General features: G+C 44.8%; 13 protein-coding genes. 6 read left to right on the forward strand and 7 right to left on the reverse strand.

Annotation, left to right across the window (positions count from 1 at the left end; all coding sequences use genetic code 11):
* Positions 1-45: 45 nt before the first annotated feature.
* A complete protein-coding gene (locus tag R7D93_RS12340; protein WP_005379997.1) occupies positions 46-1716 on the reverse strand; it encodes a SulP family inorganic anion transporter in 1671 nt (556 codons plus the stop codon).
* A gap of 281 nt (positions 1717-1997) precedes the next feature.
* Here R7D93_RS12340 and can point away from each other — a divergent pair, with 281 nt between their 5' ends.
* Positions 1998-2666: a carbonate dehydratase gene (can, locus tag R7D93_RS12345; protein WP_005379996.1), complete on the forward strand. Its 669-nt coding sequence runs from the start codon at positions 1998-2000 to the stop codon at positions 2664-2666.
* Positions 2667-2743: 77 nt separating this feature from the next.
* On the opposite strand, the gene hpt is transcribed toward can, so the two are convergent.
* Positions 2744-3274, reverse strand: coding sequence for a hypoxanthine phosphoribosyltransferase (gene hpt, locus R7D93_RS12350; RefSeq protein WP_005379995.1), 531 nt, complete (start codon positions 3272-3274; stop codon positions 2744-2746).
* Positions 3275-3593: 319 nt separating this feature from the next.
* On the opposite strand from hpt, the gene opaR reads away from it, so the two are divergent.
* Entirely contained in the window at positions 3594-4208 is a 615-nt protein-coding gene (opaR, locus tag R7D93_RS12355) for a transcriptional regulator OpaR (protein WP_005379994.1), read from the forward strand.
* Between the two features lie 145 nt (positions 4209-4353).
* Here the strand turns inward: opaR and lpdA are convergent, their stop codons facing one another.
* The 5 genes from lpdA to ampD all read right to left on the reverse strand — a co-directional run bounded on the left by lpdA (position 4354) and on the right by ampD (position 12403).
* Positions 4354-5781, reverse strand: coding sequence for a dihydrolipoyl dehydrogenase (lpdA, locus tag R7D93_RS12360; protein WP_005379993.1), 1428 nt, complete (start codon positions 5779-5781; stop codon positions 4354-4356).
* Positions 5782-6048: 267 nt separating this feature from the next.
* Complete coding sequence (aceF, locus tag R7D93_RS12365) at positions 6049-7947, reverse strand: pyruvate dehydrogenase complex dihydrolipoyllysine-residue acetyltransferase (protein ID WP_225496686.1); 1899 nt, start codon at positions 7945-7947, stop codon at positions 6049-6051.
* 19 nt (positions 7948-7966) lie between these two features.
* Positions 7967-10630, reverse strand: coding sequence for a pyruvate dehydrogenase (acetyl-transferring), homodimeric type (aceE, locus tag R7D93_RS12370; RefSeq protein ID WP_005386612.1), 2664 nt, complete (start codon positions 10628-10630; stop codon positions 7967-7969).
* Between the two features lie 48 nt (positions 10631-10678).
* On the reverse strand, positions 10679-11446 hold the full coding sequence (gene pdhR / locus R7D93_RS12375; RefSeq protein ID WP_005379989.1) for a pyruvate dehydrogenase complex transcriptional repressor PdhR: 768 nt from the start codon (positions 11444-11446) through the stop codon (positions 10679-10681).
* Between the two features lie 405 nt (positions 11447-11851).
* Positions 11852-12403 (reverse strand): 1,6-anhydro-N-acetylmuramyl-L-alanine amidase AmpD, encoded by a 552-nt coding sequence (ampD, locus tag R7D93_RS12380; RefSeq protein WP_042521337.1) that lies wholly within the window; start codon positions 12401-12403, stop codon positions 11852-11854.
* Between the two features lie 92 nt (positions 12404-12495).
* Here ampD and nadC point away from each other — a divergent pair, with 92 nt between their 5' ends.
* The 4 genes from nadC to R7D93_RS12400 all read left to right on the forward strand — a co-directional run bounded on the left by nadC (position 12496) and on the right by R7D93_RS12400 (position 17041).
* Positions 12496-13383, forward strand: coding sequence for a carboxylating nicotinate-nucleotide diphosphorylase (gene nadC, locus R7D93_RS12385; RefSeq protein ID WP_054576329.1), 888 nt, complete (start codon positions 12496-12498; stop codon positions 13381-13383).
* A gap of 261 nt (positions 13384-13644) precedes the next feature.
* The gene (locus tag R7D93_RS12390; protein ID WP_047008977.1) at positions 13645-14103 is read left to right on the forward strand and encodes a pilin; all 459 of its coding nucleotides are present in this window, start codon (positions 13645-13647) and stop codon (positions 14101-14103) included.
* Between the two features lie 5 nt (positions 14104-14108).
* On the forward strand, positions 14109-15794 hold the full coding sequence (pilB, locus tag R7D93_RS12395) for a type IV-A pilus assembly ATPase PilB (RefSeq protein ID WP_225496688.1): 1686 nt from the start codon (positions 14109-14111) through the stop codon (positions 15792-15794).
* A 23-nt stretch (positions 15795-15817) separates the two neighbouring features.
* The gene (locus tag R7D93_RS12400; protein WP_193838125.1) at positions 15818-17041 is read left to right on the forward strand and encodes a type II secretion system F family protein; all 1224 of its coding nucleotides are present in this window, start codon (positions 15818-15820) and stop codon (positions 17039-17041) included.
* The last annotated feature ends 36 nt before the right edge of the window (positions 17042-17077 follow it).

The raw sequence follows: 17077 nt of genomic DNA on the forward strand, positions 1-17077 counted from the left end.
AAAAAACGCAACAGGACACTGTTGCGTTTTTAACTGTCAGAATGATTACGCCGTTATGCGCTGATACTGGTCTGCCTCAACATGTGCCACCGCCGCATTCAATGCTTCGTAACGGAATTGGTACATATTTTCATCAGGCACAAGGTCAATCACATGGAATTTCTCTAGCTGTTCTCGTGTTCGCTCATTCGGGCATAATAAATACACGGCACAATTGGCATCGAGAGCATCCTTAATCGCATTCTCTAACGCCAAACCGACGGTCACATCAATCATTGGTACATCCGTAAGATCGAGAATCATCACGTCATAGTCCGAAATACTAGAGTGCTGACGTGAAATGGCTTTAGAAACACTAAAGATCATCGGACCGGAAAGATAAAAGAACAGCACTTTACCATTAGCACGATCCAACAAACCACGCTCGCTGTCAGTCAGCGGCACATCATCTTCATCCGCGTCGCTGATCGCTTTTACTTGTCGCGCCTGCTCTCGGCTCAAACGCTCGATGATGATAATGTTCGAGATAAAGACGCCTAAACCCACCGCAACGATAAGATCAACGAATACTGTAAGCAGCATAACGCCATACATCACCGCCATTCCGGAAAAGCTTACCTTATGTGCCCTCTGAATAAAGCTCCAGTCTAGGATATTAAAGCCAACATACACCGCAATGCCTGCTAACACAGCCATCGGGATTGGCTCTGTTAACCCGCCAGCAACCAGTACAACCAACGCCAACATTAGTGCGCGAATCACACCAGATAATGGCGAGCGAGCCCCAACTTGAATATTCGTTACCGTCCCCATGGTAGCTCCCGCCCCCGGCAGCGCACCAAACAAGCCTGAGATCATGTTAGCTAACCCTTGACCTCGCAGCTCTTTATCTGAGTCGTGTTCTTTACGAGTTAATGAGTCACCGATAACCGCCGTTAACAAAGTATCAATACAACCTAACGTGCCGAGCACTAATGCATCAATGACCATCTCGACAAACATATCTGTGTCAATATAAGGGGCGACGAGAGAAGGTAACCCAGCAGGAATTTCACCGATACGACGAATATCTTCTGTATCAAAGAGAATCACAGACAATAAAGTTACCGCGACCAATGCCACGAGCTGTGCAGGAACGTATTTACGATATTGCTTAGGGAAGAAAAAAAGAATCCCCAAAGTCAGTAGTCCCAAAAACAACTCACTGAATTTAAGGTTAGAAATGGTCTCCGGCAAAGCAGATAACGTTCCGAGTACTCCCCCTGAAGGCGCAGCATGTCCCATCAAAGGCGATAACTGTAGAATGATAAGAATCACACCAATGCCAGACATAAACCCGGAAATAACGCTATAAGGCATTAAGGTAACGTATTTACCCAGTTTTAACGTCCCCAATAGGATTTGGAACGCGCCAGCCATCATGACAACCGTGAAAGTCATAGCCATGCCCGTTTCTGGGTATTTCGCCATCATACTGGTTAATACTGCGGTCATGATTACCGTCATTGGCCCTGTCGGTTCTGATATTAACGTATTAGAACCACCAAATAACGAGGCAAACAAACCGACCATTATTGCCCCCCAAAGGCCGGCCTCAGCACCGGCTCCGGATGCAACACCAAACGCTAACGCCAGAGGGAGAGAGATAATCGCCGTGGTTACCCCGCCAAATACATCCCCTTTGAAATTGATATCTTCAAAACGACTACCGAACACTGCTGATTTTCCCTGCATTCAATTTTAAAAAGTAAAATATCACTACTTTAACGAGCTAGGCGAAAATTTAAACCATAAATAGATTAAGGCTAAATTCACACCACAAATAGTTTCACCAGATTTTACTTTTTTCTTAATGAAAACTAGTCAGATGAGTCCTATCTGACGAATATTTAACGAGATCGAAATTGTAACATTGTGTATAGTTACAACACTGATCGCTTGCATGTGCACACAAACAGCGGCAGCGATTTTGTCTTTTAAGGGAAGTAGTTTGCAAAATGCCGGAAATAAAACAGTTATTTGAAAACAATTCGAAATGGTCTCAAGAGATCAAATCTGATCGACCTGAATACTTCGCAAAACTCGCAGAGGGGCAAAAGCCTGATTTTCTTTGGATTGGCTGCTCTGATAGCCGCGTTCCTGCCGAGCGACTAACCGGACTATACTCAGGTGAACTCTTTGTTCATCGGAATGTTGCAAACCAAGTTATCCATACTGATCTCAACTGTCTATCGGTCGTCCAGTACGCCGTAGATGTTCTTAAGGTTAAACACATCATTGTCTGTGGACACTATGGATGTGGTGGCGTAAATGCAGCCATTGATAACCCTAAGCTAGGTCTTATTAATAATTGGCTGTTACATATCAGAGATATCTATTTCAAACACCGCACTTACCTAGATCAAATGCCGCAACAAGATCGAGCGGATAAACTAGGCGAGCTTAATGTTGCAGAGCAAGTGTACAACTTGGGTAACTCAACCATCCTGCAAAACGCTTGGGAGCGTGGGCAAGATGTTGAAATTCATGGTGTGGTATACGGAATTGAAGATGGTCGCTTAGAGTACTTAGGCATTCGTTCTAACTCTAAGGAAACCGTAGAAGCGTCTTACCAGAAAGCTCTTTCGACGATTCTAAATACAGACAACAAGCTCCTTTGTCGCTAAGTCATATCTAAAAGTTGAACGAAAAACGCCCATCTTAGATGGGCGTTTTTTTATATTTTAAATGCTGAACTCAATGATTATTCTTGAGGTACAACTTTACCGATGTATGGTAAGTGGCGGTATTTCTGCGCGTAATCAATACCCACCCCAACGACAAATTCATCTGGAATTTCGAAACCAATCCAATCCACAGGAACATTCACTTCACGACGAGATGGCTTATCTAGGAGCGTACAAATCGCGATAGACTTCGGCTCACGTAGCGAAAGAATCTCACGGATTTTATTTAGTGTGTTACCAGTGTCAATGATGTCTTCAACAAGCAGAATGTCTTTACCTTTGATGTCATCATCCAAATCTTTCAAGATACGAACGTCACGTGAGCTTTCCATCGTATTGCCGTAGCTTGACGCTGTCATAAAATCAACTTGGTGAGTCAGTTCGATAGCACGTGCCAAGTCTGCCATAAATACAAATGAGCCACGCAATAAGCCTACCAACACAAGATCTTCACTACCTTGATAACGCTCTGTAATTTGTTTGCCTAATTCACGAACTCGCTCCTGAACTTCTTGCTCAGAAATCATGACTTCTATTGTATGTTTCATACTGTGCTCAATCTAAATTTGTGGGTTGAGGTAAGTCGCACGCAAACGATCACCTAATCTTACGGCGTGTAGTGTATCACCACGTTCATTGGGTTGAAAGTCGCATCCTGTTGCCAAAAAATCTTGGAAGAAGGTCTTAGTTTTATAAAGTTCATAGCTAAATTTATCAATAATAATGACATTACTGTATATAAATTGTTCTACAGATGTTGACCTTGTGCATATGCACCATTACACTCATCACTGCTTTAAGCAACTATTAAAATAATCAATTAGGGGGTTACCCCCAATATCAACTCAAATGGCAAGGAAAATGGATATGGACTCAATTGCAAAGAGACCTAGAACTAGGCTTTCTCCAATTAAGCGTAAGCAACAGTTAATGGAAATCGCATTGGAAGTATTTGCGCGCCGCGGCATCGGTCGTGGTGGTCACGCAGATATCGCAGAAATTGCTCAAGTTTCTGTGGCGACTGTTTTTAACTACTTCCCTACACGCGAAGACTTGGTGGATGAAGTTCTCAATCACGTCGTACGTCAGTTCTCAAACTTCCTATCGGATAACATAGACCTAGACTTACATGCACGTGAAAACATCGCCAATATTACTAATGCGATGATCGAGCTTGTCAGCCAAGACTGTCACTGGCTAAAAGTATGGTTCGAGTGGAGTGCTTCAACACGTGATGAAGTATGGCCATTGTTTGTTTCAACTAACCGTACTAACCAGTTGCTGGTACAAAACATGTTCATTAAAGCAATTGAACGCGGTGAGGTGTGTGACCAGCACGATTCAGAACACTTGGCAAACCTGTTCCACGGTATTTGTTACTCACTGTTTGTCCAAGCGAACCGCGCTAAAGGTGAAGCGGAACTGAAACATCTAGTGAATTCATACTTAGATATGCTTTGCATTTACAACCGTGAACACTAAAGCTTAACTCGTGATATATGTCAGCCCACCGTTTGGTGGGCTTTTTATTGTCTACTGTCAGATCAGCACACATTTATATTTCTATATAACAAGCATAAAAAAACCGCTGCACTGCAGCGGCTTCTATCATTCAGTCAGAAAAAGCTTACTTCTTCTTAACTGCTTTTTTGTTTGGCAGGTCAGTGATTGAACCTTCAAATACTTCAGCAGCTAGACCTACAGACTCGTGTAGAGTTGGGTGAGCGTGGATAGTCAGAGCGATATCTTCTGCATCACAGCCCATCTCAATTGCAAGGCCGATTTCACCAAGTAGTTCACCACCGTTAGTACCAACGATAGCACCACCGATTACGCGGTGAGTTTCTTTGTCGAAGATTAGCTTAGTCATACCGTCTGCGCAGTCAGATGCGATTGCACGACCTGATGCTGCCCATGGGAATGTTGCTACTTCGTACTTGATGCCTTCTTCTTTCGCTTCTTTTTCAGTCTTACCAACCCAAGCCACTTCTGGCTCAGTGTACGCAATTGAAGGGATAACTTTAGGGTCGAAGTAGTGCTTCTTACCAGAGATAACTTCAGCAGCTACGTGACCTTCATGCACACCTTTGTGAGCAAGCATTGGTTGACCAACGATATCACCGATCGCGAAGATGTGAGGAACGTTAGTACGCATTTGCTTATCAACGTTGATGAAGCCGCGCTCGTCAATTTCTAGACCCGCTTTTTCACCGTCGATTAGCTTACCATTTGGTACACGACCGATAGCAACTAGAACCGCATCGTAACGCTCAGCTTCAGCTGGTGCTTTCTTGCCTTCCATTGAAACGTAGATACCGTCTTCTTTTGCTTCAACTGCTGTTACTTTCGTTTCTAGCATTAGCTTGAACTTGTCTTTGATACGCTTAGTAAATACTTTAACGATATCTTTGTCTGCTGCAGGAATTACCTGGTCAAACATTTCAACAACTTCAACTTTAGAACCTAGAGAGTGGTAAACCGTACCCATTTCTAGACCGATGATACCACCGCCCATGATAAGCAGTTTTTCTGGCACTTCTTTTAGTTCAAGAGCGTCAGTAGAGTCCCAAATACGTGGGTCTTCATGCGGGATAAATGGCAGTTTGATTGGACGAGAACCAGCCGCAACGATTGCGTTGTCAAAGTTAACAACTGTTGGCTCACCTTCGCCTTCTACAAGGATAGAGTTAGGGCCAGTGAACTTACCGTAACCGTTAACTACTGTTACGTTACGCATCTTAGCCATACCGCTTAGGCCGCCAGTTAGTTGGTTAACAACTTTTTCTTTCCAGATGCGGATTTTGCTGATGTCTGTTTGAGGCTCACCGAACACAACGCCGTGGTCAGCCATCGCTTTCGCTTCTTCAATTACTTTAGAAACGTGAAGCAGTGCTTTAGATGGGATACAACCCACGTTCAGACATACACCGCCAAGCGTGCTGTAACGTTCAACTAGTACAGTTTCAAGACCTAAGTCCGCACAACGGAATGCAGCGGAGTAACCAGCAGGACCAGAACCAAGTACAACAACTTGGGCTTTAATTTCTTTGCTCATTTTGACCTCTTGTAGTCATTATCCCTAACAGGCTGAGTGGGTATCGATTTTTTATGTTTAAGAGAGATTTGTTTTAAACAGTTATTTTCAGACCGCTAACAGTTTACAGAGATGTTAATGGTGTGAAAAGTAAATCAATTTAGCCTGTGAGCTAGACAACAATTCGATTGTGAAAACCCTGAACGAAGCAAGGCTGATAACCAAATTGTCGGTAATTATGATTAGCAGAGGCGGCTAAGTTGCCGCCTCTCATTCATCTAATTTCTATTACAGAACTAGACGACGAATGTCAGATAGACATGAGTTTAGGTAAGTGATGAAGCGCGCACCTTCAGCACCATCGATCACACGGTGGTCGTATGATAGAGACAGTGGAAGTTGTAGACGCGGTTCGAACTCTTTACCGTTCCATACCGGTTTCATTTCTGACTTAGACACACCTAGGATACCAACTTCTGGCGCGTTTACGATTGGAGTAAACGCCGTACCGCCGATACCGCCTAGGCTAGAGATAGTGAAACAGCCACCTTGCATGTCAGCCGCAGTTAGCTTACCAGCACGTGCTTTCTTAGAAACCGCCATTAGCTCTTCAGATAGCTCGTAGATGCCTTTCTTGTTCACGTCTTTAAATACAGGAACAACTAGACCGTTTGGTGTATCTACCGCGATACCAACATTCACGTATTTCTTCAGAATTAGGCTCTCACCGTCTTCTGATAGAGAAGAGTTGAACGCTGGGAACGCTTCAAGCGCTTTAGCTACCGCTTTCATGATGAACACAAGTGGTGTGATCTTCATGCCAGTGTCTTTCTTCGCTTCAATCGCGTTTTGCTCTTTACGGAATGCTTCAAGAGCCGTGATGTCTGCGTTATCCCACTGTGTAACGTGCGGGATCATTACCCAGTTACGGTGTAGGTTTGCGCCAGAGATCTTCTTAATGCGAGATAGCGGTTGAACTTCTGTCTCACCAAACTTGCTGAAGTCCACTTTTGGCCATGGTAGTAGACCAAGAGCCGCGCCGTCGCCTTTGCCAGATGCTGCTGCACCTGCACCTGCGCCAGACTCAAGACGCTTAAGTGCATCTTTCACGTAAGCTTGAACGTCTTCTTTTAGGATACGGCTCTTACGACCAGAACCTTTAACCTTAGAAAGATTAACGCCAAATTCACGCGCTAGACGACGAACAACTGGAGACGCGTGAGCGTACTCATCGTTTTCTTTGAAATCGCCAGTCGCTGCTGGAGCTGCTGCCGCTGGAGCTTCTGCTTTAAGAGCTGGAGCTGCAGGTGCTGCCGCTTGAGCTGGAGCTGCTGCAGGAGCAGGTGCTGCGCCCGCCACTTCGAATACCATGATTAGTGAGCCAGTAGACACTTTGTCGCCAGCTGCAATCTTGATTTCTTTAACTGTGCCAGCGAATGGTGCAGGAACTTCCATAGAAGCTTTGTCACCTTCAACAGTGATTAGAGATTGCTCTTCTTCCACTGTGTCGCCAACCGCAACCATGATCTCAGTAACTTCAACTTCGTCGCCGCCGATATCTGGAACGTTCACTTCTTTTGCCGCAGACGCTGCTGGAGCTGCTGCCGCAGGAGCTTCAGCTGCCACTGGTGCTGCTGGAGCGCCTGAACCTGCTGTTTCGAATACCATGATAAGTGAGCCAGTCGATACTTTATCGCCTGCTGCAACTTTGATCTCTTTTAGAGTACCTGCGAATGGCGCTGGAACTTCCATAGAAGCTTTGTCGCCTTCAACAGTTAGAAGAGATTGCTCTTCTTCGATGCTGTCGCCAACGGCAACCATGATTTCAGTAACTTCTACTTCATCACCACCGATGTCTGGTACGTGAACTTCTTTTAGTTCTGCCGCTGCTGCTGGAGCTGGAGCTGCTGCTGGAGCTGCTTCTGCCGCAGGAGCAGGTGCAGCGTCAGCTGCACCCTCGGCTTCGAAAATCATGATTAGAGAACCAGTAGAAACCTTGTCGCCTTCTGCAACTTTGATTTCTTTAACGATACCCGCTTGAGAAGCAGGAACTTCCATAGAAGCTTTATCGCCTTCAACTGTGATCAGAGACTGCTCTTCTTCAACCTTGTCGCCAACGCTTACAAGAATCTCAGTAACTTCAACCTCATCCGCACCGATGTCTGGTACATTAATTTCGATTGCCATTTCTTATCTACCTTCTTAATTAAGCGTATAGCGGGTTTGTTTTCTCTGTGTCGATGTCGAATTTCTTAATTGCTTCTGCAACTACAGATTTCTCAACTTCGCCACGTTTCGCTAGTTCAGTTAGCGCTGCTACTACTACGTAACCTGCGTTCACTTCGAAGTGACGACGTAGGTTTTCACGGCTGTCTGAACGACCGAAGCCATCAGTACCAAGAACTTTGAAAGACTCAGCAGGAATGTATGCACGAACCTGCTCTGCGTAGTTCTTCATGTAGTCAGTTGCTGCGATAGCAGGTTCAGTACCCATTACTGTTTGGATGTAAGGTACTTTCGCTTCCGCTTCTGGGTGAAGCATGTTGAAACGCTCTGCATCTTGGCCATCGCGAGTTAGTTCGTTGAATGACGTTACAGAGTAAACATCAGAAGCAACACCGTAATCTTCGCTTAGGATTTGAGCTGCTTTACGTACTTCATTCATGATAGTACCAGAGCTCATTAGCTGAACTTTCGCTTTGTCGCCCGTGTAAGTTTCTAGCTTGTAGATACCTTTACGGATGCCTTCTTCAGCGCCTTCTGGCATTGCTGGCATTGCGTAGTTTTCGTTCATTAGCGTTAGGTAGTAGAACACGTTTTCTTGTTCTGGACCGTACATACGACGGATACCGTCTTGCATGATTACTGCTACTTCGTACGCGAATGTTGGGTCGTAAGAAATACAGTTAGGAACCGTACCCGCCAAAATGTGCGAGTGGCCGTCTTCGTGCTGTAGACCTTCACCGTTCAACGTTGTACGACCCGCAGTTGCACCTAGTAGGAAACCACGTGCTTGTTGGTCACCAGCCATCCACGCCATGTCGCCAACACGTTGGAAGCCGAACATTGAGTAGTAGATGTAGAACGGGATCATTGGTAGGTCGTTTGTCGAGTATGAAGTCGCAGCAGCAACCCATGAAGACATAGCACCTAGCTCGTTGATACCTTCTTGTAGAACCTGACCTGAAGTCGCTTCTTTGTAGTAAGAAACAACGCCACGGTCTTCTGGTGTGTAAGTTTGACCGTGCGGGTTGTAGATACCGATTTGACGGAACAGACCTTCCATACCGAATGTACGTGCTTCGTCAGCAATGATAGGAACGATGTTCTTACCAATGTTCTTGTTCTTAAGTAGAACGTTTAGTGCACGTACGAATGCCATAGTAGAAGAGATATCACGCTTCTGTTCTTCTAGTAGTGGCTTGAATTCTTCTAGCTCAGGAACGATGAATTCTTGAGTGAATTTTGGTAGACGCTGTGGCGTGTAGCCGTGTAGCGCTTTACGACGAGCGTGTAGGTATTCGTACTCTTTTGAACCTTCTTCAAGTTTCAGGTACGGAAGTTCTTTCACTGCTTCGTCAGTTAGGATGTCTTGAAGACCTAGACGGTCACGTAGGTGTAGTACGTGAGTCATGTCCATCTTCTTAACTTGGTGCGCGATGTTCTTACCTTCAGCCGCTTCACCCATGCCGTAACCTTTAACAGTCTTAGCTAGGATTACTGTTGGACGACCTTTAGTTTCTGCCGCGTTTTTGTATGCCGCGTATAGCTTAGAAGACTCGTGACCACCACGCTTAAGTGCGAAGATTTCGTCATCAGTCATGTCAGCAACAAGTGCAGCTGTCTCTGGGTACTTACCAAAGAAGTGCTCACGTACGTACGCGCCATCTTTTGATTTGAATGTTTGGTAGTCGCCGTCGATCGTTTCATTCATAAGCTGTAGAAGCTTACCAGTCGTATCTTTCGCTAGTAGTGAATCCCAGTTGTTACCCCAGATTACTTTCACTACGTTCCAACCAGCACCTTTGAACAGTCCTTCAAGTTCTTGAATGATCTTACCGTTACCCATTACAGGGCCATCTAGACGCTGTAGGTTACAGTTGATTAGGAAGCATAGGTTATCTAGTTTCTCACGCGCAGCAAAAGAGATAGCACCACGTGATTCTGGCTCATCCATCTCACCGTCACCTAGGAACGCGTAAACGCGCTGCTCTGAAGTATCTTTAAGACCACGGCCTTCTAGGTACTTAAGGAAACGAGCTTGGTAGATAGAAGCGATTGGACCTAGGCCCATCGATACTGTCGGGAACTGCCAGAATTCAGGCATCAGTTTAGGGTGCGGGTATGAAGGAATACCTTTGCCGTCTACTTCTTGACGGAAGTTATCTAGCTGCTCTTCAGTTAGACGACCTTCAACGAATGCACGTGAGTAGATACCTGGTGAAATGTGACCTTGGTAGTAAACTAGGTCGCCACCATCCTTCTCGTTTGGCGCACGGAAGAAGTGGTTGAAACATGTCTCGTAGAACGCAGCAGAAGACTGGAAAGACGCCATGTGGCCGCCTAGCTCTAGGTCTTTCTTAGATGCACGTAGAACGATCATGATAGCGTTCCAACGAATAATTGAGCGAATACGACGCTCAAGTGTTGTGTCACCTGGGTATGCTGGTTCTTGGTCTGCAGGAATCGTGTTGATGTAGTTAGTTGTGATACCTGTTGGCATATCAACACCGTCTAGACGTGCTTTATCTAGAACTTGCTCTAATAGGAATTGAGCACGCTCTAGACCTTCTTCACGTACAACTGACTCAAGCGCTTGTAGCCATTCTTGAGTTTCCAGTGCATCTACGTCATGCTTCATATCAGACATGGCGATCTATCCTTCTGTTGGTTGGATCTACTTATTTAAGTAACGCTCTTACGAGTCATTACCCTGCTGAATTCGACGTAGAGAACGCTCTCGTCGAGACTCTTCTCGAGTCAAATCCAACAATGTTTCTTCGATGTAAGCCAAGTGCGAGTGGGACATTTCTCGCGCCTTTTCAGGCTGACCAGAAACAATCGCATCCACGATGTTGGCTCGGTGTTTACTGACTTTCTCGACCGCTTCTGGGCGGCGACGTAGTAATTTAAAATTTTGTAGAATATTTTGCTCAAGCAAAGGGGCTAAGCTTCGAACAATGTGCAACAAAACCACGTTGTGCGCGGCTTCTGTCAAAGCGATCAAAAATTGCATCACTTCCGCAGATTCAGCTTCGATATCGTTGTTTGCTTGCTCTTGGCTAATGCGCTCAAGGCAACCTTGAATACGCGCAAAATCTTCTTCGGTACCACGTAAAGCTGCAAAGTAGGCTGAAATTCCTTCCATCGCATGACGAGACTCAAGCACATCAAGCTGGGTTTCAGAATGACTAGACAACAAATTCAACAAGGGATCTGAAAAGCTCTTCCAGATATTCTCACTTACGAATGTTCCGCCACCTTGGCGACGAGTCAACAAACGCTTCGCTTCCAAACGTTGAATGGCTTCTCGGACTGAAGGACGAGACACATCGAACTGTTTTGCCAGTTCACGCTCTGGAGGCAGTTGTTGCCCCGGAGACAATGTTCCTTCCACTATCAACCTTTCTAACTCTTGTTCTATAACATCAGAGAGTTTTGGCTGACGAATCCTTTGATAAGCCATAATTTATTGTTCTTCTACTCTTGCAGGTAATTGGTAATACCAATTTTAAGTTGGTGCAGAAATTAACATAATTAAAACGCCACTGTCCAGCCGAAAATTGACCTAAATCATAGAACGAGCTTGCTTCCAACACTCTGATAACAATCGACTGTTAAAACAGCAATAGAATTGGTATGACCAATTACATAAAGCATACAAATGGGAAGTCGACGTGCTAGCAGTTTTGGAAAAGAAATACAGAAAATGACAAAATTATCAGTCTATTTATTCACCAAAACGGCATGTGCGAGCGTAAAAATGTAGTTAACTTTTAACAATCATTAATATTTCTGGTATCAAAAAAAGGCATACCTGATCGTATGCCTTATTTATTTCGCTTTTTTGAATTTACACTTTCGCTACAAATCAACGCTGTATAAGCAGTCTATATTTCACCCAATCAAAGCTTAGACCAGGATCGCTTTTTCTCAAGGGCGCAATATATTGATGACCGGTAATTCGTGGCGGGGTGATTTGAGGATAAGACTGCATAATCACCTCAGTGATCTCTGCAAGTGATTGATATTGCGCTTCTGTGTAGGCAGTAAATTCTGTCCCTTCAAGCTCGATACCAATGGAATAGTCATTACAACGCTCCCTGCCTGCGAAACTGGATTGACCGGCATGCCATGCTCTATCAAGAAAAGAAACAAATTGAACAACCTCGCCGTTTCTTTTAATCAAGCAATGTGCAGAAACGCCCATTTTGTGAATAACTTCAAAAAATGGATGTTCATTTGGGTCTAGCTTGCCAGTGAAGAAGTCCTCTATGTATGGTCCACCAAACTGCCCAGGAGGCAAACTGATATTGTGTACCACCAGCAGAGAGATGTCGTTTATATCAGAGCGGGCATCAAAAAATGGTGACGGAACATGCTTTGCTTGTGTCAGCCAGCCATTCTCGATAATTGGGCGCATATCAACCTCTCTACTTTGCAAATTAACTGCTGAAATTATTGACACCGGAGAGTATCATTCGTTGCCATCTCCCTTTCAAGACAAGATTTGCGATGAAGAACACACACAACATTCAAGAACGCCTAGAATACCTTAAACAACAACTCCCTTTAGAGATCACTCGCTCTGTCGCTGATACCTTAAAAGAAGATCTAGGTGGCAGTGTCGACGCAGATAATGACATTACTGCATCTTTGATCCCTGCCGATGCGGTTAATACCGCAACGATTATTACTCGTGAGTATGGTGTGTTCTGTGGTCAAGCATGGGCAGATGAAGTTTTTAAGCAGCTCGGTGGCAAGGTCAGTATTGAATGGCACGTAAAGGACGGCGATAAAGTCGAACCTAACCAAACCCTTTGCACGCTGACAGGCCCTGCTCGTGACTTGTTGACTGGTGAGCGTAACGCAATGAACTTCATCCAAACGTTGTCTGGCTGCGCAACAGTTACCGCAGAGTACGCTGAAAAAATCGCGCATACTGAGTGTCGTCTACTAGACACACGCAAAACCATTCCTGGTCTGCGTAGCGCACTAAAATACGCCGTGACGTGTGGTGGTGGCTTTAACCATCGCATCGGCGTGTTCGACGCTTACCTCATTAAAGAAAACCACATTATTGCTTGTGGTGGCATCACTCAAGCCATCCAAAAAGCGAAAGAGCTTAACCCAGGCAAACCGGTAGAAGTAGAAACGGAAAGCTTAGAAGAGTTGAAACAAGCGATAGAGGCTGGTGCCGACATCATCATGCTCGATAACTTCACAAAAGAAATGATGCGTGAAGCCGTAGCGATTAACGCAGGTCGTGCCGCTTTAGAGAACTCCGGCAACATTACGCTAGAGACCATCGCAGAATACGCAGAAACCGGTGTCGATTACATTTCGGTAGGCGCGTTGACTAAGCATTTAAAAGCGATGGATCTTTCGATGCGCTTCAAATAATAAAAGCAACAAATCTGAAATTACTTCAACTAACTCAGTGAGTTGTGAGTAATTCATCATTTAAAAGGGCCAATTGGCCCTTTCTTTTTATCCACTAAAAAAATAGTACTACTCGCAAAACTCTGCATGCGATATGCAACTTTTCACCAAAGAGTTTTATCTCACTCGAGAGCCCATCCCTTCCCCATTTTCAACCCACCTTAACTCTCCATAATCTTTCGCCAATGCAAGAGCATTATTAATTTTTAGGAAAGGGTTAAAATGAAAAACAGTAAACAAAAAAAACAACAGGGTTTTACTCTGATCGAATTGATGATCGTGGTAGCAGTTATCGGTGTTTTAGCAGCGATTGCAATTCCTCAATATCAAAAATATGTAGCGAAATCAGAAGTCGCATCCGCATTAGCTACATTAACTGGTGTAAAAACTAACGTTGAAGCTTACGCTGTAGAAAATGGTGCTTTTCCGGATGGTTCAACAGCTAACCAAACAGAAGCAGATCTAGGTGTACCGAGCACAATCCCTTCAGGTGTTATCGCATTTTCAACTGCTAGTTCAGCTGGTGGCACTATCAAGTTCACGTTCAATGCCTCAGGCGTAAGTAACCTTATCACTAGCAAAAACTTTGAGTTGGTTCGTGCTTCTGATGGTACTTGGACATGTCAAGGCTCCTCAGCTAGCCCTGTTACAGACGATTTGTTACCAAAAAACTGTCGATAGTATAGATGCTAACCAACCTCTCAACCATTCTTCGCCAAAAAGGGTTACTGACGTTTTCCCAAGAAGAATCGTTAATAGAGCAAGTCAAAGCTTCTGGCATTTCGATGCCAGAGGCTTTACTCAGTTCTGGATTATTTACATCAAGCGAACTCGCTGAGCACTTAAGTTCTCTCTTTGGTTTAAATCAGCCCGAGTTATCTCAGTACGAGTATGCTTCGCTTTGTCAGCAACTTGGCCTTAGGGAATTAATCACGCGGCATAACGCACTCCCACTCCAGCGTACGTCTTCAACGTTATTACTCGCCGTTGCCGACCCCACCAACCAACAAGCCGAAGATGACTTCCGCTTTGCCACTGGTTTACAGGTTGAATTGGTCTTGGGGGAATTTAGTCAACTCAGCGCGGCAATTCGACGCTTGTATGGTCGTTCATTGAGTCATGAGAAGTCCGGGTTAAAAGAGATCAACCAAGAAGAGTTAGCCAATCTGGTTGACGTGGGCGCAGATGAAATCGACAACATTGAAGACTTGAGCCAAGATGAGTCTCCTGTTAGCCGTTACATCAACCAAATTCTATTGGACGCTGTGCGCAAAGGCGCATCCGATATCCACTTTGAGCCTTATGAAAAGATGTACCGCGTGCGCCTGCGCTGTGATGGCATCTTAATTGAAACACAGCAGCCACCAAGTCACTTGAGTCGCCGCTTATCCGCTCGTATCAAAATCCTCTCTAAGCTTGATATTGCAGAGCGACGTTTACCACAAGATGGGCGTATTAAGCTCAAGTTGAATCAAGACACCGCAATTGATATGCGTGTATCCACGCTGCCTACTCTATTTGGAGAGAAAATTGTACTACGACTGCTCGACAGCAGCTCTGCGTCACTGGATATCGACAAGCTTGGTTATAGCGAACAACAAAAACAATTGTACTTGGATGCGCTCCGTCGCCCACAAGGCATGATTCTGATGACAGGCCCAACTGGGAGCGGGAAAACCGTTTCTCTGTACACTGGGCTGAGTATTCTCAATAAACCAGAAATCAACATTTCCACGGCAGAAGACCCAGTAGAAATTAACTTATCGGGCATTAACCAAGTTCAAGTTCAGCCTAAGATTGGTTTTGGTTTTGCCGAAGCCCTGCGCTCTTTCTTACGTCAAGACCCCGATGTAGTAATGGTCGGTGAGATTCGTGATTTAGATACCGCCGAAATCGCTATAAAAGCATCGCAAACCGGTCACTTAGTACTTTCAACCTTGCATACCAATTCTGCGGCTGAAACGGTGATTCGTTTATCAAACATGGGCGTAGAAAGCTTTAACTTGGCCTCATCTCTTAGTTTGATTATTGCCCAGCGCTTGGCCCGAAAACTGTGCTCGCACTGCAAACAGTCGCAAGAGCTTACCGTTCAGCTACAACATCTCGGAATTCAAACAAGCGACAACATTTTTAAAGCCAATCCCGATGGATGCAATGAGTGTACCCATGGTTATTCCGGCCGAACGGGGATTTATGAAGTGATGCGCTTTGATGAATTTCTTTCCGAAGCGCTTATTAAAGGCGCCTCGGTACATGAACTAGAAAAACTCGCCATCGCAAATGGTATGAGCACGTTACAAATGTCGGGCATAGAAAAACTCAAACAAGGGATCACAAGTTTTAGTGAACTACAGCGCGTACTTTATTTTTAATCCTTTAATCAGCAGTCACCTCTATGAAAAGCACTACACCACAACTTAAAAACTTCCGCTGGAAAGGCATCAACAGTTCAGGCAAAAAGACATCTGGGCAAACCCTCGCGATGACAGAAATTGAAGTACGCGAGCGTCTAGACGCACAGCACATCAAGATCAAGAAGTTAAAGAAAAGCAGTATTTCGTTTCTCACTAAACTCAGCCATCGCGTGAAAGCCAGAGACATCACGGTGTTTACCCGTCAGATTTCGACGATGTTGATAACCGGTGTACCCTTAGTTCAGGCTTTAAAATTGGTATCAGAAAATCACAAAAAAGCAGAGATGAAATCCATTTTGATGAGCGTGACACGCGCCGTTGAAGCGGGGACGCCCATGTCAAAAGCCATGCGCACTGCAAGTGAACACTTTGACCCACTCTATACCGATCTTATCGCCACAGGTGAGCAATCCGGTAACTTAGCGGAAGTGTTCGAGCGCTTAGCCACCTACCGAGAAAAAAATGAACAACTCCGTGCGAAAGTGATCAAAGCACTGATCTACCCAGCGATGGTAGTACTAGTCGCGTTAGGCGTGTCGTTTATCATGCTCACCAAAGTCATTCCCGAGTTTGAAAAAATGTTTGTTGGTTTTGGTGCTGACTTACCGTGGTTTACCAGGCAAGTATTAGATCTTTCCGCCTGGACACAAAACTGGAGTCCGTTTATCGCACTAGGCTCCATTAGTTTATTCATTTCGGCGAGAATCCTCTCTAAGCGTTCAGATTCTTTTCGCTTAATGCTCAACCGCTCTGTGCTTAAATTTCCGGTCCTTGGGCCTGTATTATCAAAAGCCGCTATCGCCAAATTTAGTCGAACACTCGCCACAAGCTTTACAGCGGGTATTCCAATTCTAACCAGTTTAAAAACCACATCAAAAACCTCAGGAAACTTACACTATCAACTCGCCATAGAAGAAGTTTACCGTGATACCGCCGCAGGTATGCCAATGTATGTTGCCATGCGTAACTGTAATGTGTTCCCTGAATTGGTGTTACAAATGGTTATGATCGGTGAAGAGTCTGGTCGACTTGACGATATGCTCAATAAAGTTGCAACGATCTACGAGTTTGAAGTCGACAACACCGTCGACAACCTTAGTAAAATTCTAGAGCCACTAATTATCGTATTTTTAGGTATCGTTGTTGGCGGATTAGTGACAGCAATGTACTTGCCAATCTTTAACTTAATGAGTGTATTGGGCTAGAATGAGCTGTTAACTCCTTTAAAACAGCATCTTGCT

Source organism: Vibrio sp. YT-15 (genome assembly GCF_033337445.1).
In the GTDB taxonomy this organism is placed as follows: Bacteria; Pseudomonadota; Gammaproteobacteria; order Enterobacterales; family Vibrionaceae; genus Vibrio; species Vibrio alginolyticus.